Origin of the sequence: Agromyces cerinus (genome assembly GCF_016907835.1) — a bacterium.
Lineage (GTDB): Bacteria > Actinomycetota > Actinomycetes > Actinomycetales > Microbacteriaceae > Agromyces > Agromyces nitratus.
Map to the genome: position 1 here is coordinate 1,302,838 of NZ_JAFBCT010000001.1, position 20,498 is coordinate 1,323,335.

General features: G+C 69.5%; 17 protein-coding genes. 7 read left to right on the top strand and 10 right to left on the bottom strand.

The annotated features are described in order from the left end of the window. Window positions 1-26: 26 nt before the first annotated feature. Window positions 27-2,120 carry a transketolase gene (tkt, locus tag JOE59_RS05910; protein ID WP_204459346.1) on the bottom strand — a complete coding sequence of 698 codons (2,094 nt, stop codon included), beginning with the start codon at window positions 2,118-2,120 and terminating at the stop codon, window positions 27-29. A 327-nt stretch (window positions 2,121-2,447) separates the two neighbouring features. On the opposite strand from tkt, the gene JOE59_RS05915 reads away from it, so the two are divergent. Beyond that, entirely contained in the window at window positions 2,448-3,368 is a 921-nt protein-coding gene (locus tag JOE59_RS05915) for a heme o synthase (RefSeq protein WP_204459347.1), read from the top strand. A gap of 185 nt (window positions 3,369-3,553) precedes the next feature. Here JOE59_RS05915 and JOE59_RS05920 read toward each other — a convergent pair whose 3' ends face one another. After that, window positions 3,554-4,459: a COX15/CtaA family protein gene (locus JOE59_RS05920; RefSeq protein WP_307836966.1), complete on the bottom strand. Its 906-nt coding sequence runs from the start codon at window positions 4,457-4,459 to the stop codon at window positions 3,554-3,556. 251 nt (window positions 4,460-4,710) lie between these two features. On the opposite strand from JOE59_RS05920, the gene sufB reads away from it, so the two are divergent. The 5 genes from sufB to JOE59_RS05945 are packed head-to-tail and all read left to right on the top strand — an operon-like array spanning window position 4,711 to window position 8,841. Then, window positions 4,711-6,129 carry a Fe-S cluster assembly protein SufB gene (gene sufB / locus JOE59_RS05925; RefSeq protein WP_056009191.1) on the top strand — a complete coding sequence of 473 codons (1,419 nt, stop codon included), beginning with the start codon at window positions 4,711-4,713 and terminating at the stop codon, window positions 6,127-6,129. 14 nt (window positions 6,130-6,143) lie between these two features. Beyond that, window positions 6,144-7,313, top strand: a complete 1,170-nt coding sequence (gene sufD / locus JOE59_RS05930) for a Fe-S cluster assembly protein SufD (protein WP_239560119.1) — start codon at window positions 6,144-6,146, stop codon at window positions 7,311-7,313. A 1-nt stretch (window position 7,314) separates the two neighbouring features. Further along, window positions 7,315-7,641, top strand: coding sequence for a non-heme iron oxygenase ferredoxin subunit (locus JOE59_RS05935; protein WP_056650583.1), 327 nt, complete (start codon window positions 7,315-7,317; stop codon window positions 7,639-7,641). A gap of 52 nt (window positions 7,642-7,693) precedes the next feature. Further along, a complete protein-coding gene (gene sufC / locus JOE59_RS05940) occupies window positions 7,694-8,491 on the top strand; it encodes a Fe-S cluster assembly ATPase SufC (RefSeq protein WP_204459349.1) in 798 nt (265 codons plus the stop codon). Window positions 8,492-8,511: 20 nt separating this feature from the next. Beyond that, the gene (locus JOE59_RS05945) at window positions 8,512-8,841 is read left to right on the top strand and encodes a metal-sulfur cluster assembly factor (protein ID WP_074258975.1); all 330 of its coding nucleotides are present in this window, start codon (window positions 8,512-8,514) and stop codon (window positions 8,839-8,841) included. An 89-nt stretch (window positions 8,842-8,930) separates the two neighbouring features. Here the strand turns inward: JOE59_RS05945 and JOE59_RS05950 are convergent, their stop codons facing one another. After that, entirely contained in the window at window positions 8,931-10,976 is a 2,046-nt protein-coding gene (locus JOE59_RS05950; RefSeq protein ID WP_204459350.1) for a M3 family metallopeptidase, read from the bottom strand. Window positions 10,977-11,029: 53 nt separating this feature from the next. Between JOE59_RS05950 and JOE59_RS05955 the strand changes: the two genes are divergently transcribed. Next, window positions 11,030-11,857 (top strand): methyltransferase domain-containing protein, encoded by an 828-nt coding sequence (locus JOE59_RS05955; RefSeq protein WP_204459351.1) that lies wholly within the window; start codon window positions 11,030-11,032, stop codon window positions 11,855-11,857. A gap of 54 nt (window positions 11,858-11,911) precedes the next feature. On the opposite strand, the gene JOE59_RS05960 is transcribed toward JOE59_RS05955, so the two are convergent. The 7 genes from JOE59_RS05960 to JOE59_RS05990 form a co-directional block, all read right to left on the bottom strand. Beyond that, window positions 11,912-12,136, bottom strand: a complete 225-nt coding sequence (locus tag JOE59_RS05960) for a hypothetical protein (protein ID WP_204459352.1) — start codon at window positions 12,134-12,136, stop codon at window positions 11,912-11,914. Further along, window positions 12,136-12,582, bottom strand: coding sequence for a GNAT family N-acetyltransferase (locus JOE59_RS05965; protein ID WP_204459353.1), 447 nt, complete (start codon window positions 12,580-12,582; stop codon window positions 12,136-12,138). The genes JOE59_RS05960 and JOE59_RS05965 overlap by 1 nt, the downstream gene beginning before the upstream one ends. 8 nt (window positions 12,583-12,590) lie before the next feature. Beyond that, the gene (gene valS, locus JOE59_RS05970) at window positions 12,591-15,173 is read right to left on the bottom strand and encodes a valine--tRNA ligase (RefSeq protein WP_204459354.1); all 2,583 of its coding nucleotides are present in this window, start codon (window positions 15,171-15,173) and stop codon (window positions 12,591-12,593) included. Between the two features lie 126 nt (window positions 15,174-15,299). Further along, the gene (locus JOE59_RS05975; protein ID WP_204459355.1) at window positions 15,300-16,976 is read right to left on the bottom strand and encodes a dipeptide ABC transporter ATP-binding protein; all 1,677 of its coding nucleotides are present in this window, start codon (window positions 16,974-16,976) and stop codon (window positions 15,300-15,302) included. Beyond that, window positions 16,973-17,848, bottom strand: a complete 876-nt coding sequence (locus JOE59_RS05980; protein ID WP_204459357.1) for an ABC transporter permease — start codon at window positions 17,846-17,848, stop codon at window positions 16,973-16,975. The genes JOE59_RS05975 and JOE59_RS05980 overlap by 4 nt, the downstream gene beginning before the upstream one ends. Next, entirely contained in the window at window positions 17,845-18,828 is a 984-nt protein-coding gene (locus tag JOE59_RS05985) for an ABC transporter permease (protein ID WP_204459358.1), read from the bottom strand. Before JOE59_RS05985 ends, JOE59_RS05980 begins: the two co-directional genes overlap by 4 nt. Continuing rightward, window positions 18,806-20,467, bottom strand: coding sequence for an ABC transporter substrate-binding protein (locus tag JOE59_RS05990; protein WP_204459359.1), 1,662 nt, complete (start codon window positions 20,465-20,467; stop codon window positions 18,806-18,808). The genes JOE59_RS05985 and JOE59_RS05990 overlap by 23 nt, the downstream gene beginning before the upstream one ends. Between the last annotated feature and the right edge of the window lie 31 nt (window positions 20,468-20,498).

A 20,498-nucleotide genomic window follows, 5' to 3' on the forward strand; every position in this document is an offset into this window, starting at 1 on the left:
GGGAGTGTCTCCTCTTCTGGCGCGCGTCAGGCCGACGCGAGCGATTCCTTCGCGGCGGCGACGACGGCCTCGGCCGTGATGCCGAACTCGCGGAACAGGGTCTTGTAGTCGGCGGAGGCGCCGAAGTGCTCGATCGACACCGAGCGGCCGCGTGCCCCGAGATAGCGGTGCCACGAGAGGGCGAGCCCGGCTTCGACCGAGACGCGCGCGGTGACGCCCGAGGGCAGCACCTGCTCGCGGTACTCGGCCGTCTGCTCCTCGAACCACTCGAGCGACGGTGCCGAGACGACGCGTGCGCCGATGCCCTCGCCTGCGAGCGTCTCGCGGGCGGCGAGGGCGAGTTGCACCTCGGAGCCGGTGGCGATGAGGATCACGTCGGGTGCGCCCGATGCGGCCTCGGCGAGCACGTAGGCGCCCTTCGCCACGTTCGACGCGGCGGCGAGGGTGTCACCGGATGCCTCGGCCGCGCCTCGCTCGAACACGGGGATGTTCTGCCGGGTGAGGGCGATGCCCGCGGGGGCATCCGTGCGCTTCAGGATCTCGAGCCAGGCGTATGCAACCTCGTTGGCGTCGGCGGGCCGTACGACCGTGAGGCCCGGGATCGCGCGGAGGGTCGCGAGCTGCTCGATGGGCTGGTGCGTCGGTCCGTCTTCACCGAGGGCGACGGAGTCGTGCGTCCAGACGAAGATCGACGGCACCTGCATGAGCGCCGCGAGGCGCACGGCGGGCCGCATGTAGTCGCTGAAGATGAGGAAGGTGCCGCCGAAGGCGCGGGTCTTGCCGTGCAGCACGATGCCGTTGACGATAGCGCCCATGGCGTGCTCGCGGATGCCGAAGTGCAGCACGCGGCCGTAGGGGTTGCCCGAGAACTCGTGCGTCGACCACTCGGTCGGGATGAACGAGGCCGCGCCGTTGATCGTGGTCAGGTTCGACTCGGCGAGGTCGGCCGATCCGCCCCACAGCTCGGGCAGCACGCCGGCGAGGGCGTTGATGACCTTGCCCGAAGCGGCACGGGTCGACAGCTCGGTGCCGCCCTCGAAGACGGGGAGCACGGACTCGACGTCGGCGGGCAGCTCGCCGGCCTCGAGCCGGTCGAGGAGGGCCTTGCGATCGGGGTTGGCTGCGGCCCAGGCGTCGAACGCGAGCTGCCACTCGGCGTGCTGCGCAGCGCCGCGCTCGACGGCGCCGCGGGTGCGTGCGAGCACGTCTTCGGCGACGACGAAGCTCTGCTCGGGGTCGAAGCCGAGCACCTCCTTCGTCGCAGCGAGTTCCGCCGCACCGAGTGCGGAGCCGTGGATCTTGCCGGAGTTCTGCTTGCCGGGCGACGGCCAGCCGATGATCGTCTTCAGGATGATGATCGAGGGCTTCGAGGACTCGCCCTTGGCGGCCTCGATGGCTGCGTGCAGCTCGGCCACGTCTTCGACGTACTGGCCCGTCTTCTTCCAGTCGACGGTCTGCACGTGCCATCCGTACGACTCGTAGCGCTTCGCGACGTCTTCGGTGAAGGCGATGTTGGTGTCGTCTTCGATGGAGATCTGGTTGGAGTCGTAGATCACGACGAGGTTCCCGAGCTGCTGGTGGCCGGCGAGCGAGGACGCCTCGCTCGTGATGCCCTCCTGCAGGTCGCCGTCACCCGCGACGACGTAGACGAAGTGGTCGAACGGGCTCGTGCCCGCCGCGGCATCCGGGTCGAAGAGGCCGCGCTCGTACCGGGCGGCGTAGGCGAAGCCGACGGCGGAGGCGAGGCCCTGGCCGAGCGGGCCCGTCGTGATCTCGACACCCGCGGTGTGACCGTACTCGGGGTGGCCCGGGGTCTTCGAACCCCAGGTGCGCAGCGACTCGAGGTCGGACAGCTCGAGTCCGTCGCCGGCGAGGAAGAGCTGCACGTACTGCGTCAGCGAGGAGTGGCCCGCGGAGAGGATGAAGCGGTCGCGGCCGAGCCACGCGTGGTCGGACGGATCGCGGCGCATGACCTTCTGGAACAGGAGATAGGCGGCGGGCGCGAGGCTCATCGCGGTACCGGGATGCCCGTTTCCGACCTTCTCGACGGCGTCGGCCGCGAGGACCCGTGCCGTGTCGATCGCTTGGTCATCGAGAGAATCCCACTGCAGAGTTGCCACGATTGTGCTGTTCCTTCCGGTCGCTGGACGATGACGGGAACCGATGGCCCCGAGCACCCCTGGAATCGCTTCGGCGCGAATCGCCCGGCGGATGACCTCTGGTCGGTTTGCACCGGACGGCAATTCGAAAACCGCGCCGTCGGGCGCGCACTGCCAAGTATATGGACTCCTCACGTTTCATGACGGTGACGAGGAGCTCACGCGCACCGCGCTCGGTCGTGAGGCCGAGGGGTGCCGAACCGTGGCGGCGGAACGGGCGACACACGATGTCATAGAATCGATGACGAGCGCGGCCGTGTTTTGCGTGCCCTCGCCGGAAGAGGAACGATGCAGGCAGCCGTAGAGACCAGAGACCACCGCCCGGCGATGACCGTCCGGCGCAAGCTCTCGGCCTATCTGGCCCTCACCAAGCCGCGAGTGATCGAGCTGCTGCTCGTCGTGACCGCGCCGACCATGATCCTCGCTCAGCAGGGGCTGCCGAGTCTCTGGCTGCTCATCGCCACGCTCATCGGCGGCGCAATGAGCGCGGGCTCGGCGGGTGCGTTCAACTGCTACATCGATCGCGACATCGACCGGGTCATGAAGCGCACGCAGGGGCGCCCGCTCGTGACCGGCGAACTGAGCGATCGCGAGGCGCTCGTCTTCGCATACGGACTCGGCATCGCTTCGATCGTCTGGCTCGGCATCTTCACCAACTGGCTCGCCGCCGCGCTCTCGCTCGGCGCGATCCTGCTCTACGTGGTCTTCTACAGCCTCATCCTGAAGCGCCGCACCGCCCAGAACATCGTCTGGGGCGGCGTCGCGGGCTGCATGCCCGTGCTCATCGGCTGGGCCGCGGTCACCGGCGACCTCAGCTGGCCGCCGGTCATCCTCTTCCTCATCATCTTCCTCTGGACGCCGCCGCACTATTGGCCGCTCTCGATGAAGTACAAGGACGACTACGCGGCCGCCGGGGTTCCGATGCTCGCCGTCGTGCGGGGTCGTGCTCAGGTGGGGCTGCAGGTCATCCTCTACGCATGGGCGACCGTCGCGTGCTCGCTCCTGCTCATCCCGATCGCCGACATGGGACTCGTCTACTCGACGGTCGCGGTCGTCACCGGCGTCTGGTTCATCTACGAGACGCACCGCCTGTACAACCTCGCGATCCGCCACGAGCAGGTCTCGCCGATGCGGGTCTTCCACGGCTCGATCGCCTACCTGTCGCTGCTCTTCCTCGCGGTCGGCATCGACCCGCTGCTGCCGTTCTGAACGGCGTCACGGCGTCCCGGTCTCGCACCCGCCGGCCCAGCCGGCCCCGCCCCTCCCGCCGCTGAATCGGAGCTCGGGTCAGAGGCTGCACCTGCGGTCGGCATGACTTCAGAGATCTGCACCGAATCGGAGCGGATCAGCTGATGCCGTCCGGTCTGGCACAGCTCTCCGAAGCTGCGGTGCGTTCAGCGAGCGGATGCCTCGACCGGCGACGGCTCGGGCGCGGCGTCTGCCGCGACGGGGCGCTTCAGCCGCATGACTACGACCGTCATGGTGGCGGCCGTGAGGGCCGCGAGCACCATGTGCACGCCGACTGCGAGTGCCGGCAGGCCGCTCCGCGCCTGGTAGAGACCGACGCCGACCTGCACGAGCTCGATGGCGAGGAGGGCGATCGACCAGCGGAGGGTCGGCAGCTTCAGCCGCCACGCGGCGATGACGAGCACGAGGGTCAGCGCGAGCAGCGCGTAGCCCGGCCAGGAGTGCACGTGAGCGAGCACGCTCGCGTCGACGCCGGTGCGGATGACGTCCTCATCACCCGAGTGCGGACCCGAGGCGGTGGTGAAGACGCCGACCACGACCGTCGCCGCGAGGACGAAGCTCGTGATGTGGGTGAGCATCGCGAACGGCTTGGGGACGGCGAGTTCTCGCGTTCCGCCGGGCTCGTACATGCGGACGAGGAAGGCGGCGGCGATGCAGACGATGACGACCGAGACCGTGTAGTGGAAGCCGACGAGTGCCGCGGCGAGCTCCTGCCAGACCACGAAGGCGCCGACGAGCGCCTGCACGATCACGAGGACGAAGACGAGGACGGCGAGCACGAAGAGATCGCGCCGTTCGCGGCGGTGCCGCCACACGAGGATCAGCACCCCGGCCGCAGCGAGCAGGAGCGGACCGCTGATCGTGCGGTTCGCGAACTCGATGACGCCGTGGATGCCGAGCTCGGGGGTCGGGATCAGCGAGCCCGGCACGCAGACGGGCCAGTCGCTGCAGCCGAGTCCCGAATCCGTGAGGCGCACCGCGCCACCGGTTGCGATGATCAGCACGTTGAGTACGAACGAGGCCCAGGCGAAGATACGGAGAGTGCGGGTCACGCGGGTCGTTCCTGATCCGGATCGCGCTGTGACGGCACTGGGAGTCCTGCCCGGCGCCTGCCGCGACCCTATAGACTTGAGGGGTTGGTAGGCCCGCCGACCGCGCGAGATCGCGCGCCACGGGCCGCATACCATCTTAGGTTGGCACTAGCGCCACCGGGCACATCATCACCCACTCAACGAGCGCCTCGACTCACGAGGGGAATGAGCCGGCCTGATAGCCGGTTGCACGGGAGGAGAAGAGGGAGAGCATGACGGACGTACTGATCGACCGACCGGAACTCGAAGGGCTCGGTACCTACGAGTTCGGCTGGGCCGACTCCGACGCCGCGGGGGCATCCGCCCGACGCGGCATCTCGCCGGAGGTCGTCGCCGACATCTCCGCGCTGAAATCGGAGCCGGAATGGATGCTCCAGCGTCGCCAGCGCGCCCTGCAGCTCTTCGAGCGCAAGCCGATGCCCACGTGGGGCGCCGACCTGTCGGAGATCGACTTCGACAACATCAAGTACTTCGTGCGCTCGACCGAGAAGCAGGCCCAGACCTGGGAAGACCTGCCCGACGACATCAAGAACACGTACGAGAAGCTCGGCATCCCCGAGGCCGAACGCCAGCGCCTCGTCGCGGGTGTCGCGGCCCAGTACGAGTCCGAGGTGGTCTACCACCAGATCAATGAAGAGCTCGAGCGCCAGGGCGTCATCTTCATGGACACCGACACCGCGCTGAAGGAGCACCCCGAGTTCTTCGAGGAGTACTTCGGCACCGTGATCCCCGCCGGCGACAACAAGTTCGCGGCGCTGAACACGGCTGTGTGGTCGGGCGGTTCGTTCGTCTACGTGCCGAAGGGCGTGCACGTCGAGATTCCGCTGCAGGCCTACTTCCGCATCAACACCGAGAACATGGGCCAGTTCGAGCGCACGCTGATCATCGCCGACGAGGGCAGCTACGTGCACTACATCGAGGGCTGCACGGCGCCGATCTACAAGAGCGACTCGCTGCACTCGGCCGTCGTCGAGATCATCGTCAAGAAAGACGCACGCGTGCGCTACACGACGATCCAGAACTGGTCGAACAACGTCTACAACCTCGTGACCAAGCGCGCCACGGCCGCCGAAGGCGCCACCATGGAGTGGGTCGACGGCAACATCGGTTCCAAGGTCACGATGAAGTACCCGTCGATCTTCCTCATGGGCGAGCACGCCAAGGGCGAGACCCTCTCGGTCGCGTTCGCGGGCCCGGGCCAGCACCAGGACGCCGGCGCGAAGATGATCCACATGGCGCCGTACACGCAGTCGTCGATCGTCTCGAAGTCGATCGCACGCGGCGGGGGCCGAGCCGGCTACCGCGGCGAGGTGCGCATCGACGCGAACGCCCACCACTCGGCGAACAGCGTCGTCTGCGACGCCCTGCTCGTCGACACGATCTCCCGCTCCGACACCTACCCGGCGATCGACATCCGCGTCGACGACGTGAAGCTCGGACACGAGGCCACGGTCTCGAAGGTCAGCGAGGAGCAGCTCTTCTACCTGATGAGCCGTGGCATCGACGAGACCGAGGCCATGTCGATGATCGTGCGCGGCTTCATCGAGCCGATCGCGCGCGAGCTCCCCATGGAATACGCGATGGAACTCAACAAGCTCATCGAAATGGGCATGGAAGGATCGGTGGGCTAGTAGTGACCGCCCAGATGACCAGCACCGCCATGCCCACTGCAGGACAGCACGGCCTCGTCGCGCACTCCGACGGCGCCTTCGTGCCGGTGCAGACCCGCTCCGAGCGATTCCGCTCCGTGAACGTCGCGGACTTCCCGCCCATCAACGGCCGCGAGCACGAGTGGAAGCTCTCCCCGGTCGCGGTGTTCGCCGACCTGACCGGTGGCGAGCTCGACGGGTCGCGCCTTCCGATCGAGACGACGGATGCCTCGGGCATCTCGTTCTCGTACATCCCGCGCGACGACGCCCGCATCGGCACGGCGGGCACGCCCGAAGAGCGCGCGAGCGCCAACGCGTGGTCGACGTTCGAAGAGGCCCTCCTCGTCTCCGTCACCGGTGAAGACGAGAAGATCGTGTTCGTGACCCGCACGGGGCTCGGCGACGCGCCGCGCGCCGCGCACACCGTCATCGAGGCCGCGCCGAACAGCCGCGGCTTCGTCGTGCTCGCCGGCACGGGCGCCGCCCGCCTCAGCGAGAACGTCGAGATCCTCGTCGGCGCCGGGGCATCCCTCACCGTCGTGTCGCTGCAGGAGTGGGACGACGAGGCCGTGCACCTCTCGAGCCAGTTCGCCCGCCTCGGCCGCGACTCGTTCCTGAAGCACATCGTCGTCTCGCTCGGCGGCAAGGTCGTCCGGGTGAACCCCTCGACCCACCTCGCCGAACAGGGTGCCGACATCGAGGCCCTCGGCCTGTACTTCGCCGATGCCGGTCAGCACCTCGAGCAGCAGGTCTACGTGCACCACGACGCACCCCACACCAAGAGCCGCGTGACCTACAAGGGTGCGCTCCAGGGCGCAGGCGCGCGCACCGTCTGGATCGGCGACGTGCTCATCGGCAACGCCGCGGTCGGCACCGACAGCTACGAGCAGAACCGCAACCTCGTGCTCACCGAGGGCACCCGTGCAGACTCCGTGCCGAACCTCGAGATCGAGACCGGCGACATCGAAGGCGCCGGGCACGCGAGTGCCACGGGTCGGTTCGACGACGAGCAGTTGTTCTACCTCATGGCACGCGGCATCCGCGAAGACGAGGCACGACGACTCGTCGTGCGCGGCTTCCTCACCGACATCGTGCAGAAGATCGGCTCGGCCGACCTCGAAGCCCGCCTCACGGCGGCGATCGAGGCTGAACTGGAAGGTCGCTGACGTGACATCCGTGCGTGTGTGCGCCATCGACGACCTCGCCGTCAACGAAGCGTCGCGCTTCGTGCTCGAGGGCGTTCCCATCGCCGTCGTGAAGGACGCAGCGGGTGATGTCTTCGCCATCGGAGACACCTGCACCCACGGCGACATCTCGCTCGCCGAGGGCTTCGTCGAAGACGACACCCTCGAGTGCTGGGCGCACGGCTCCATGTTCTCCCTCAAGACGGGCAAGCCGCTCACGCTGCCCGCGTACGAGCCCGTCCCGGTCTACCAGGTCGAGCTCAAGGACGGCGACGTCCACATCGATCCCGCGGTCACCCTGACCGTCTGACACACCTTCTCCGGCCCGGAACGGCCGGCAACCGAAAGAGACCACTACGAACATGTCCGTTCTCGAGATCAAGAACCTCCACGTCAACGTCGAGACCGAGCAGGGCACGCGCGAGATCCTGCGCGGCGTCGACCTCGTCATCAACGAGGGCGAGATCCACGCGATCATGGGCCCCAACGGCTCGGGCAAGTCGACGCTCGCGTACACGATCGCCGGCCACCCTAAGTACCAGGTCGTCGAGGGCGAGATCCTCCTCGACGGCGAGAACGTGCTCGAGATGTCGGTCGACGAGCGTGCGCGCGCCGGGGTCTTCCTCGCGATGCAGTATCCCGTCGAAATCCCCGGCGTGACCGTCACGAACTTCCTCCGCACCGCCAAGACGGCGATCGACGGCGAGGCGCCTGCGATCCGCGGCTGGATCAAGGACGTGCGCGAGTCGATGTCGAACCTCAAGATGGACTCGGCGTTCGCCGAGCGCAACGTCAACGAGGGCTTCTCGGGCGGCGAGAAGAAGCGCAACGAGATCCTCCAGCTCGAACTGCTGAAGCCGAAGTTCGCCGTGCTCGACGAGACCGACTCCGGCCTCGACGTCGACGCGCTGAAGATCGTCTCCGAGGGCGTCAACCGCGCCCACGCGAACACGGGCCTCGGCGTGCTGCTCATCACGCACTACACGCGCATCCTCCGCTACATCAAGCCCGACTTCGTGCACGTCTTCGTCGCGGGCAGGATCGCCGAGCAGGGCGGCGCCGAACTGGCCGACCGTCTCGAAGAAGAGGGCTACGACCGTTACCAGGTCGCGGAGTCCGCAGCCGAAGCGGTGCCGGCCGAAGCTCTGCCGGCCGAATAGGCAGAGGGTAGAATCGCACCATGGTCACCTCCCTCGCACCAGAGCGCTACGACCAGGTCGAAGAAGCGCTGAAAGACGTCATGGATCCCGAGCTCGGGGTCAACATCGTCGACCTCGGCCTCATCTACGACCTCGGGTGGGACGACGAGAACGACGCCCTGGTCATCCACATGACGCTCACGAGTGCCGGATGCCCCCTCACCGACGTCATCGAGGAGCAGACCGCCGAGGCACTCGACGGAACGGTCGACGCGTTCCGCATCAACTGGGTGTGGATGCCGCCGTGGGGCCCCGAGCGCATCACCGACGACGGCCGCGACATGATGCGCGCCCTCGGCTTCGCGATCTGAGTTCCACGCTCTGAGTCATCGCGATCCGAGTCGCTCGTTCGACATCGACGGATGCCCCGTGCAGCACGCTGCACGGGGCGTCCGCCGTCTCAGGCGAGGCCGCGGCGCTCGAGGAGCGCCGCGATGTCGGGCTCGCGCCCGAGCAGGCGGCGGATCGACTCCCGCGGGTCACGTGACCCGCCCGGAGCGAGGATCTCCTCGCGGTAGCGCGCACCGTTCTCCCGAGTGGCTCCGCCGTGCGCCTCGAACCAGGCCATGATGTCGGCGCCCGGCACCTCGCTCCAGATGTACGAGTAGTACCCGGCGTCGTACCCGCCCGCGAAGACGTGCGCGAAGTAGGTGCTCGAGTAGCGCGGCGGCACGAGCGGGTCGTCGAGGCCGGCGGCCGCCAGTGCCCGGCGCTCGAAGTCGGCGACATCGGTGACGGCATCGGCCTCAGCGGGGGAGAGACGGTGCCACGCCTGGTCGAGCACGGCCGCCGCGAGGTACTCGGTCGTCGAGAAGCCCTCGTTGAACGTGCGCGACGCCAGCAGGCGATCGACGAGCTGCTGCGGCATCCGCTCGCCGGTCTCGTGGTGCACCGCGTACTCGCCGAGCACCTCGGGTCGCAGGACCCACAGCTCGTTGACCTGGCTCGGCAGCTCGACGAAGTCGCGGTACACGTTCGTGCCCGACATCGACGGGTGCACGACGTGCGAGAGCAGGCCGTGCAGCGCGTGACCGAACTCGTGGAAGAGCGTCTCGGTCTCGTCGAGCGTGAGCAGCGTCGGTTCGCCCGCCGCCGGCCGGGCGACGTTCATGTTGTTCACGACGACCGGGAGCGTGCCCTCGAGCGTCGACTGCTCGACGAGCGAGCTCATCCATGCTCCGCCGCGCTTCGAATCGCGGGTGTACAGGTCGAGCAGGTAGAGCCCGACCGGGGTGCCATCCTGCTCGAACACCTCGAACACGCGGGTCTCGGGGTGGTAGCCGACGAGGTCGGTGCGCTCGAGGATCTTCAGGCCGTACAGCAGCTCCGCGGCGCGGAAGACGCCGCGGGTGAGCACTCGGTCGAACTCGAGGTACGGGCGCATCTCGTCGAGGTCGACCGCGTACCGCTCGCGCCGCACGGCCTCGCTCAGCACTGCCCAGTCGGATGCCTCGATCGGCCGTCGCTCCTCGGTGACCGCCTGCTCGGCGAGGGCGTGCGCTTCGCGCTGGGCGTTCGCCGTGGCGGCGGGCACGAGCCGGTCGAGCAGCTCGGCGACGGCCTCGGGCGTTCCGGCCGTCTCGTCGACGGTCACTGCGGCGGCGTGGTTGTCGAACCCGAGGAGTGCGGCCCGCCGGGCGCGGATCCGCACGATCTCGAGGAGCGTCGAACGGGTGTCGTGAACGCCGCCGCGGCATCCGCGTGACCGGGATGCGGCGAGCAGGCGGTCGCGCACGGCGTCGCGCTCGAGGGATGCGAGAGCCGGCTGCCCCGTCGGCAGCACGAGAGTGATGAGCCAGCCGTCGAGACCGCGCGCCATCGCGGCCTCTCGCGCCGCCGAACGCCGACCATCGTCGAGGCCTGCGAGGTCGTCGGGATCGGTCAGGTGCAGCGCGAGGTCGTTGCCGTCGGCGAGCAGATGCTGCTGGAATGCCGTCGTGAGTTCGGAGAGACGGGTGTTCATGGTCGTGAGCTCGAGGCGCTGCGGCTCGCTCAGGGCGGCTCCGGCGAGGGTCGCGGTGCGGTGGTACCTGTCGAGCAGCTCCGCCGACTCGGCGTCGAGCCCGAGCTCGTCGCGCGCGTCCTGCAGTTCGGAGAGTCGCGCGTAGAGGCGCGGATCGAGCCGGATGGCGTCCCGATGCGCCGACAGCAGGGGCGCGAACTCCACCTCGAGGGCGTCGATCGCGGCATCGCTGTCGGCCGAACTCGCGTTCTCGAAGACGGGGAGCACGCGGCGGAGTACCTCTCCCGCGCGTTCGAGGGCGACGACGGTGTTCTCGAACGTCGGCGCCGCGGCATCCGTCGCGATCGCCTCGATCGCCCGACGCTGCTCGCGCATGCCGGTTTCGATCGCCTCCCGGTAGTGCTCCGGTCGGATGAGGGCGAAGAGCGGAAGCCGGTAGGGCAGCGGGCTCGGCTCGAGGAACGGGTTGGAGTGCTCGGTCATCCATCCACCGTAGTTCGCTGTCACACGAGCGGGCATGAGCCTAGGCTCGGAACATGAGCACCGAACGCGCTGAACACGGTCTCCGAGACGCCTACACGCACGGCCACCATGCGAGCGTGCTGCGCACGCACTCCTGGCGCACGGTCGAGAACTCGGCCGCCTACCTCGTGCCGCACCTGCACGAAGGAGCTCGCATCCTCGATGTGGGCAGTGGGCCGGGCACCATCACGATCGACCTCGCCCGCCGTGTGCGCCCCGGAACGGTCGTCGGCATCGACGCCTCGGCCGACGTGGTCGCCGCGGCGACGGGGCTGGCCGAGAGCGAAGGGGTGGCGAACGTCGAGTTCGCCGTCGGTGACGCCTATGCGCTCGACTTCGACGACGACACCTTCGACGTGGTGCACGCCCACCAGGTGCTGCAGCACCTCGCCCGGCCCGTCGACGCGCTGCGGGAGCTGCGCCGCGTCACGAAGCCCGGTGGAATCGTCGCCGCCCGTGACGTCGACTACGGCGGCGTGATCTGGAACCCCACGTCGCCGGGCCTCGCCCGATGGCTCGAGCTCTATCGCGCCGTGCACGAATGGAACGGCGGCGAGCCCGATGCCGGGCGGCATCTGAAGGGTTGGGCACGCGAGGCGGGCTTCGCCGACATCGCCGCGACGGGGGCCGTCTGGGTCTTCTCCACCGCGCTCGAACGCGAATGGTGGGGCGGCGCATGGGCCGAGCGCGCCACGGAGTCCCAGTTCGCCGCGCACGCCATCGAGTCGGGGCACGCAGACATCGACGAGCTCCGTGGCATCGCCGGCGCGTGGCGGGCGTGGGCCGCCGACGAGGACGGCTGGCTGCTCATGCCGCACGGCGAGATCATCGCGCGGGCGTAGCCGAATCCGGCCGAGCATCGTGCCGACCGTGCGCGTGCGCTGAGCGGGCTGCCGCTACCAGTCCTCGTCGGCGTCGTGCGCGTCGACGATCGTGTCGCGCACGACCGTGCCGTCGTCGAGTTCGGCGATCGGCCGGCCCTCGAGCCAGGTGAGCGTCCAATGGCGGTTCGCACCGTCGCCGGCGAACGCCGTCTCGGCGGCCGCGATGCGCTCGCGCAGCTCGGTCGGCACGCTGACCGGCGGCTCGGAGCCGAACGCCCACCGCGTGCCGAGTCGCATCAGGCGTCCATCTCGTAGGTGACCCAGCTGGTGCGCTTCGCGAGCTGGTCGTAGACCTGCTGCGCCGGTGCGTTGTCGTCGGCCGTGATCCAGTTGACGCCGCCCTGGCCGATCTCAGCGGCCCGCGCATGCACGAACTCGATGAGCGATCGCCCGATGCCCGACCCGCGTGCGCTCTCGTCGACGTAGAGGTCGTCGAGGTACATGCCCCGGGTCGCCGTCAGCGAGTTCGGCACGGCCCGGTAGTGGGCGAGCCCGACCGGTCGCCCCTCGTCGTCGACGGCGAGTGCGGCCTGCAGCGGCTCGGACTCGTCACGGATCCAGTTCCAGACGATGAGCGCCTTGGCGTCGTCGAGCTCGGTCTCGTAGAAGCGGCAGTACGCCTCGAACAGCGGCAGCCATCCGAAGAAGTCGTCGTCACCGGCCGATCGGATCTCGTAGTTCATGGTTCCCCCTATTCCGACGGCGCCTCGAAGACGACGTCGCGGACTTCGAACGACTCGGCTTCGACGAAGCCGAGCTCGGCGATGCGCCCCACCGCACGCAGATCTGATGCGACCGACTCCAGCAGCGGGATCGTCGCGGCGGGCGCGGCGATCACGGCACTCGCGACGGGCGTCTTCTGCGACGCCTTCGCGTCGGTCTTGGCCCGTCGGATGCCGGTCAGCGCGAGGCCGGCGAGCTCGAGCAGCTCGACGCCGGCTTCGCCACGCGCGGCGAGCTCGTCGACGTTCGGCCACGACGCCACGTGCACCGAGCCTTCGTGCGACCAGCGCCACGCCTCTTCGGTCGCGAACGGGATGACGGGTGCGAAGAGGCGGAGCAGCACATCGAGTGCGGTCTTCAGCGCCGCGACGGCAGAGGCCTGCTCGGGGCTGGGCTCGCCGTAGGCGCGCTCCTTCACGAGCTCGAGGTAGTCGTCGCAGAACGTCCAGAAGAACGTCTCGGCCAGCTCGAGGGCCCGGGCGTGGTCGTAGGCCTCGAGCGAGCGGGTCGCCCGCTCGACGACCCCGGCGAGCTCGGCGAGCATGCTGCGGTCGACGGGCACGGTCACCGGGGCATCCGCTCGACCGTCGAAGCCGAGGATGAACTTCGCCGCGTTCAGCACCTTGATGGCGAGGCGGCGGCCGATCTTGACCTGCGTCGGGTTCTGCGGGTCGAAGGCCGCGTCGGTGCCGAGGCGCGAGGATGCCGCCCAGTAGCGCACCGCGTCGGAGCCGTGCTGGTCGAGGAGACCGGCCGGCGTCACGACGTTGCCCTTCGACTTCGACATCTTCTTGCGGTCGGGGTCGACGATGAATCCCGAGATCGAGGCGTGCGCCCACGGCGCCACGCCGTGCTCGAGCTCGGCGCGAAGCGTGGTCGAGAAGAGCCAGGTGCGGATGATGTCTTGACCCTGGGGGCGCAGGGAGTACGGGAAGACGAGGTCGAAGAGCTCGGGGTCGCGCTCCCAGCCGCCCGCGAGCTGCGGGGTCAGCGACGAGGTCGCCCAGGTGTCCATGACATCGTGCTCGCCGATGAAGCCGCCGGCGACACCGCGCTGCGACTCGTCGAAGCCGGGCGCAGCAGCCGACGACGGGTCGACCGGCAGCATCTCGCGCGTCGCGACGATCGGTTCGTCGAACACCGGGTCGCCCGCCGCGTCGAGCGGGTACCAGACGGGGATCGGCACGCCGAAGAAGCGCTGGCGCGAGACGAGCCAGTCGCCAGAGAGCCCGCCGACCCAGTTCTCATAGCGCACGCGCATGAAGTCGGGGTGCCAGTCGATCTCGCGGCCGCGCGAGAGCAGTCGCTCGCGGAGGGCCTCGTCGCGGGCGCCGTTGCGGATGTACCACTGGCGCGTCGAGACGATCTCGAGCGGCTTGTCGCCCTTCTCGAAGAACTTGACCGGGTGGGTGATCGACTTCGGGTCGGCGAGGAGGTCGCCCGAGTCGCGGAGCTGCTGCACCACGGCCTGCTTGGCCGAGAAGGTGGTCTTGCCGGCCAGCTCGGCGAACGCCGCCTTGCCCGCCTCGGAGGTGATGACGTCGGGGGCCTCGGCGATGACACGGCCGTCGAAGCCGATGATCGCGCGGTTCGGCAGGTCGAGCTCGCGCCACCACACGACGTCGGTGATGTCGCCGAACGTGCAGATCATGGCGATGCCGGTGCCCTTGTCCTTCTGGGCGAGGTGGTGGGCGACCACGGGCACCTCGACGCCGAAGACGGGCGTCGTGACGGTCGTGCCGAAGAGCGGCTGGTAACGCTCGTCGTCGGGGTGGGCGACGAGGGCGACGCACGCGGGGATGAGCTCGGGACGGCTCGTCTCGATCTCGATGACGCCGCCGTCGGGGCGGTGGAACGAGACGCGGTGGTAGTGACCGGGCTGCTCGCGGTCCTCGAGCTCGGCCTGCGCGACCGCCGTGCGGAACGTGACGTCCCAGAGGGTCGGCGCGAGCGCCTGGTAGGCCTCGCCGCGCTCGACGTTGCGCACGAAGGCGAGCTGCGAGGCGAAGAGCGACTCGTCGCCGATCGTGCGGTAGGTCTGGGTCCAGTCGACCGAGAGGCCGAGCTGTCGCCACAGGGCCTCGAACTGCTGCTCGTCTTCGACGGTGAGCCGCTCGCACAGCTCGATGAAGTTGCGGCGGCTGATCGGCACCTGGTCGGCGGCTTTCGTCGACTTGCCGTCGCCGCCCTCGAACGGCGGCACGAAGCCCTCGACGTAGGCGAGCGTGGGGTCGCAGCGCACGCCGTAGTAGTTCTGCACCCGGCGCTCGGTGGGCAGGCCGTTGTCGTCCCAGCCCATCGGGTAGAAGACGCTCTTGCCGCGCATGCGCTGGAAACGCGCGACGACGTCGGTGTGCGTGTAGGAGAAGACGTGGCCGATGTGCAGCGAGCCCGAGGCGGTCGGCGGCGGGGTGTCGATCGAGTAGATGCACTCGCGCGTCGCCGTCGTGCGGTCGAACCGATAGGTGCCCTCGCGCTCCCAGGCGCCTCCCCAGACCGATTCGAGGCCTTCGAGAGCGGGCTTGTCGGGAATGCGCGCGGTGTCGGTCATGATGCTCCGGTTCGATATCGGCGGCACCGTGTCGGTGGTGAGGTGCCTGAATGTGCGACGATCCAGCCTACCGGAGGACGGGCCGGGTGGCCTGCTGGACGGCGCCGACGCGCGTCTCGCGCCGTTTCAGGTCGCGAGGCGCGGCGAATCCGCGACGAGCTGCGCCGTGTACGGATGCCCCGGCTGCGCGAACACCCGCCCGGCATCGCCGGACTCGACGATCCGGCCGGCCCGCATGACCGCGACACGGTCGGCCATGTGGTGCACGACGCCGAGATCGTGCGAGATGAACAGGAGGGCGAGTCCGCGCTCACGCTGGATGTCGTCGAGCAGGTCGAGGATCTGCGCCTGGATCGTCACGTCGAGTGCGGAGACGGGTTCGTCGCAGATCAGGAGTTCGGGCGACCCGGCGAGGGCTCGGGCGATCGCCACGCGTTGCCGCTGGCCGCCGGACAGCGTCAGGGGTCTCCTGTCTGCGACGGATGCCGCGAGCCCGACCTGGTCGAGGAGAGCGGCGACGACGGGAGCGGTGGGTCCGGAGGACGTGCCGCTCATGCCAGCCTCGCGCGCACCGCGCACCGCATCGGCGAGCAGGCGACCGACGTTCCATCGCGGGTCGAAGGAGCCGAGCGGGTCCTGGTAGATCGCGCCGATCCGATGGCGCGCCGGGCGCCGGTGCCGCTCGTCCAGTGCCGACCACTCCTCGCCGTCGAAGCGCACCGAGCCGCCGTCGGGCGTCGTGAGGGCGAGGGCGAGGCGAGCGACCGTCGTCTTGCCCGAGCCGGATTCGCCGACGAGGCCGAGCGTCTCACCGCGATGCAGCGAGAGCGAGACGTCGTCGACGGCGGTGAAGCGCCCGCCCGGCACGGTGAAGGTCTTCGTCAGGTGCGCGAGTTCGAGCAGCGGGGTCGCGCCGATTGCCGGATCGTATGCCGGAAGCGGCGCCGATGAGATCGTCGGCAGCGCACCCGGCTGCGTCGCCGGCCGCATCGGCGATGCGGACAGCCGCGCTCCGCGAGGGACCTCCGCCGGCACCGCAGCGATGAGCGATCTCGTGTAGTCCTCCCGCGGCGACTCCAGCACCTCACCGGTCGGTCCCTGCTCGATGATCCGTCCCTCGCGCAAGACGAGGATGCGGTCGGCCATACGCGACACGACGGCCAGGTCGTGGCTGATCAGCAGCACTCCCGTGCCGCGTTCGCGGATCTCGTCGAGCAGGGCGAGGATCCGCGCCTGCACGGTGACGTCGAGCGCAGTCGTCGGTTCGTCGGCGATGAGCAGTGGCGGATCGAGCGCGATCGCCGCGGCGATGAGCGCGCGCTGGCGAAGCCCGCCCGAGAGCTCGCCGGAACGCCGACGAACGGCACTCGCCGGGTCCGGCATGCCGACGTCGGCGAGGAGTTGCAGCACTCGTGCCCGGCGTTCGGATGCGGGCAGCTTCAGGTGAATCCGGAGCGGGTCCTCGATCTCGCGGCCCACTGTGCGGAGCGGATCGAGCGAGCCGAGCGCATCCTGCAGGATGAGTCCGGCTCGACGCCCTCGCTCACGTCGCCACTCGCGTTCGCTCGCCGCGCCCAGATCGAGGCCGCTGATGCGCAGGCGCTCTGCCGAAGTCCGCGAATCGGCGCCGGCCATGCCGAGCAGTGCGCGAGCCGTCACCGACTTGCCCGAGCCGGATTCGCCGACGATGGCGACGCACTCGCCGGGCATGATCGTGAGGTCGACGCCGTGCACGACCTCGGTGCCGCCGAAACCGACGTGCAGCCGGGCGACCTCGAGCACGGGCGCGAGCGGGTTCGTCATCGCTCGCCCCGTCCGCGACGTGTGAGTGCGCGGCCGAGCACCGTCGTCGCGATGGTCGTGCCGACGATCATGAGCCCGGGGAACACCGTCATCCACCATGCGGTCGCGAGGTAGGTGCGGCCGGCGGCGAGCATCGCACCCCATTCCGCGGCCGGGGGCTGGGCGCCGAGTCCGAGGTAGCTGAGGGCTGCTGCCCAGACGATCGCCTGCCCGATGCCGAGCGTCGCGAGCACGAAGAGCGGGATGAGCGCGTTCGGCAGCACGTGCCGAGAGAGGATGCGCGCGGGGGAGCGGCCGAGCACCCGCGCGGCTTCGACGTACTGCGATGAGCGGATCGCGACGAGCTGGCCGCGGATGATCCGGGCGTATCCCGGCGCCGTGGAGAGGCCGACCGCCACGGTGGCGGTGACAGGACCGGGACCGTACACGACGATGACGAGCAGTGCGAGGAGGAGCCCGGGGAAGGCGAAGAGCACCTCGACGAGCCGGTTGACGCCGAAGTCGACGACCCGGCCGCCGAAACTCGCCAGCACGCCGAGCACGAGCCCGAGCGCAAGGCCGATCGCGGTCGCAGCGATCCCGATGAGGAGCGAGGTGGCGGTGCCCGCGACGATGCGACTGTAGATGTCGCGACCCGATTCGTCGGTGCCGAACCAATGTGCGGGCGACGGCGACTGGAATGCGTCGACGGGGGAGATCGCGTTGGGATCCTGTGTCGCGACGAGCTCGGGCGCGACGGTCGCTGCGAGGAGGAAGAGCACGAACGCCCCCGCGACGAGGGTGCCGACCCGCGGCATCCGACCTCTGCGCCGGGCGGGCGCGTGCGCCGCAGCAGAGACCGCTGTGGCCTGCTGGAGTTCGAGATCGCTCATCGGCCGGACTCCTGACGCAATCGAGGGTCGGCGATGCGCGCCGCGAGATCGGTCAGCACGGTCATGAGCACGTACACGAGGGCGACGAGCAACACCACTCCTGTGACGACCGGGATGTCGCGGAGCGTCACCGCCTGCAGCAGGGTGCGACCGAGCCCGGGCATCGCGAAGATCGTCTCGACGACGACCGCCCCAGAGAGCAGCCAGCCGAGTGCCCAGCCCGACAGGCTGATGGCTGGGAGGGCGGCGTGCCGGATCGTGTGGCGCACGCGCAGGCCGACGGCACTCTCGCCGCGAGCCCGGGCGGACACGACGAAGGGCTGCTGCATCGCGTCGAGGAGGCTGTCGCGCATGACCTGGGCCAGAAATCCCGCGAGCGGGATCGCGAGGGTCACGACGGGCAGCACCAATCCGGCGGGAGTGCCGGTCGCGACCGGCGGCAGCCAGTCCAGCGCCACGCTGAAGACCGCGATGAGCACGGCGGCGAGCCAGAAATGCGGCAGCGCAGCGGTCGTGATCTCGATGCCCTCGCCGACGGCGCTCGCGATCCTGCCGCGCCGGGTCGACCAGATCGCGAGACCGAGCGCCAGGACCCATGCGAGCACCAGGGAGAGGGCGGAGAGGAGCAGCGTGCCGCCGAGCTGGGCCGCGAGCAGGTCGGCGACGGGGAGCTTGAGGGCGTACGACGTCCCGAGGTCGCCCGTGAGCAGGCGACCGAGCATCGCGAAGTACTGCACGATGAGCGGCTGGTCGAGCCCGTAGTCGCTCCGGACCTGATCGAGCGCCTCCTGGGACGCCTGCGACCCGGGGCCGCCGAGGATCGCCTGCGCCGGATCGCCGGGGATCAGCCGGATCGCGAAGAAGGTGAGCGTGGCCACCGCCCACAGCACGAACACCGCGCCGGCCACGAGCAGGCCGGCGCGGCGAAGGGTCGCACCGCCGAAGGAGCGGCGCTGCTCAGTCGGCGAGCCAGGCGTCATAGAACGTCGGCGTCGAGACGGTCGGCATCGCGCGGGCCCCCTGTACGGACGTGCTGAGCAGGAAGCTGTTCTGCTGGTCGTACAGCGGCAGCAGGTAGTAGCCGCCGAGGATCAACTGCTGCGCCTGCTCGTAGAGCTCGGCGCGGGCTTCGGCGTTGCTCGTCGTCGCCGCGTCGGCGAGGAGTGAGTCGACCTCGGGATCGTCGAGCTGGGCGAGGTTCGCGAAGTACCCGCTCGGCGCCGGCGTGATGCTGTCGGAGTGGTACAGGATGCGCAGGACGTCGGGGCCGACCTTGGTGTACGGGGCGCTCACGATCTCGTACTCGTGCGCCGCGAGCGCGCCGTACCAGCTCGAGAGGTCGAGGAGTTCGATCACGACGTCGAAGCCGGCTGCTCCGGCCGTCGCCTGGACCTGCTCGAAGAGCGACTGCTCGGCAGGGATCGACTGGTTCGTGCTCACCGGGAAGCGCAGCGTCAGCCGCACGCCATCCTTCACGCGATAGCCGTCGGCGTCGCGCTCCGTCCATCCGGCTTCGTCGAGGAGCGCATTGGCCCGGTCGAGGTCGGGCTCGAACAGCGACTCGTCGGAGTACGCGACGGCTTCGACCGAGGAGAGGGGCGAGTACGACCGCTCCGCAGTGCCGAAGAAGAGCGCGTCGATGCCGTCGTCGACCTCGACCGCGCGGATGAACGCCTCGCGCACGCGCTCGTCGTCGAACGGGGCCTGACCCGAGTTGAGCTCGATGCGGTTCGCGGCGCCGGGACGCGGTGCATCGAGCCAGGTGAGCGCGTCGTTCGACTTCGCGGCCGCGATGGTGTCGGGCTGGGGGTTGTCGATGACGTCGACCTGGCCGCCCTGCAGTGCCGCGTATCGCGAAGCGGCGTCGGGAACGAAGCGCCAGTCGATCGCTTCGAGGTACGCCGGCCCCTCGTGCGCCGCATCGGCGGGCGGGGAGGTGTAGTCGTCGTTGCGCACGAGCGACACGCGATCCTGCTTGACCCACTCGTCAACCACGAAGGGGCCGGTGCCGATGGGCGCCTGGCAGTTCTCGTCCATGCCGCGGGCGAGACCGGCGGGGGATTCGATGGCGAGCCACGGCTGGCTGAGGGACTCGAGCAGGGCGCTGTCGGGCGAGCTCATCACGAAGCGGGCCACCTGGTCGCTGACGACTTCCACGTGGTCGACCTTGCCGAGCGCGAGGTAACCCGTCGACGACTGGGTCGCCGGGTCCTTCAGGTGCTCGACGTTGACCTTCACCGCCTCGGCGTCGAGCGGCGTCCCGTCGGTGAAGGCGACGTCGTCGCGCAGGGTGAACTCCCACGCGAGTCCGTCGTCGGAGGCCGTCCACGATTCCGCGAGCCAGGGGATGATCTCGCCTGAGTCGTCGCGCGACACGAGCGATTCGAGGAACTGGCCGGCGAGCAGCGCCTGCGGGTAGTTGCCGCCGACGTGCGGGTCGAGGCAGGTCGGTTCGGCGTCGCCGCTCGCGTAGCTCAGCGTGCCGCCCGACACCGGTTCGCTGGATGCCTCGGGCGCGGGCGCCTGGCAGGCGGCGAGTGCGATCGTCGAGACGAGGGCGATGCCGGCGATGCCGAGCCTGCGCACGTTCGGGGAGGTGGTCACGGGTGCAGCACGCATCGAGGTCCTTGTGGTGGGGAGCTGGGGCGGG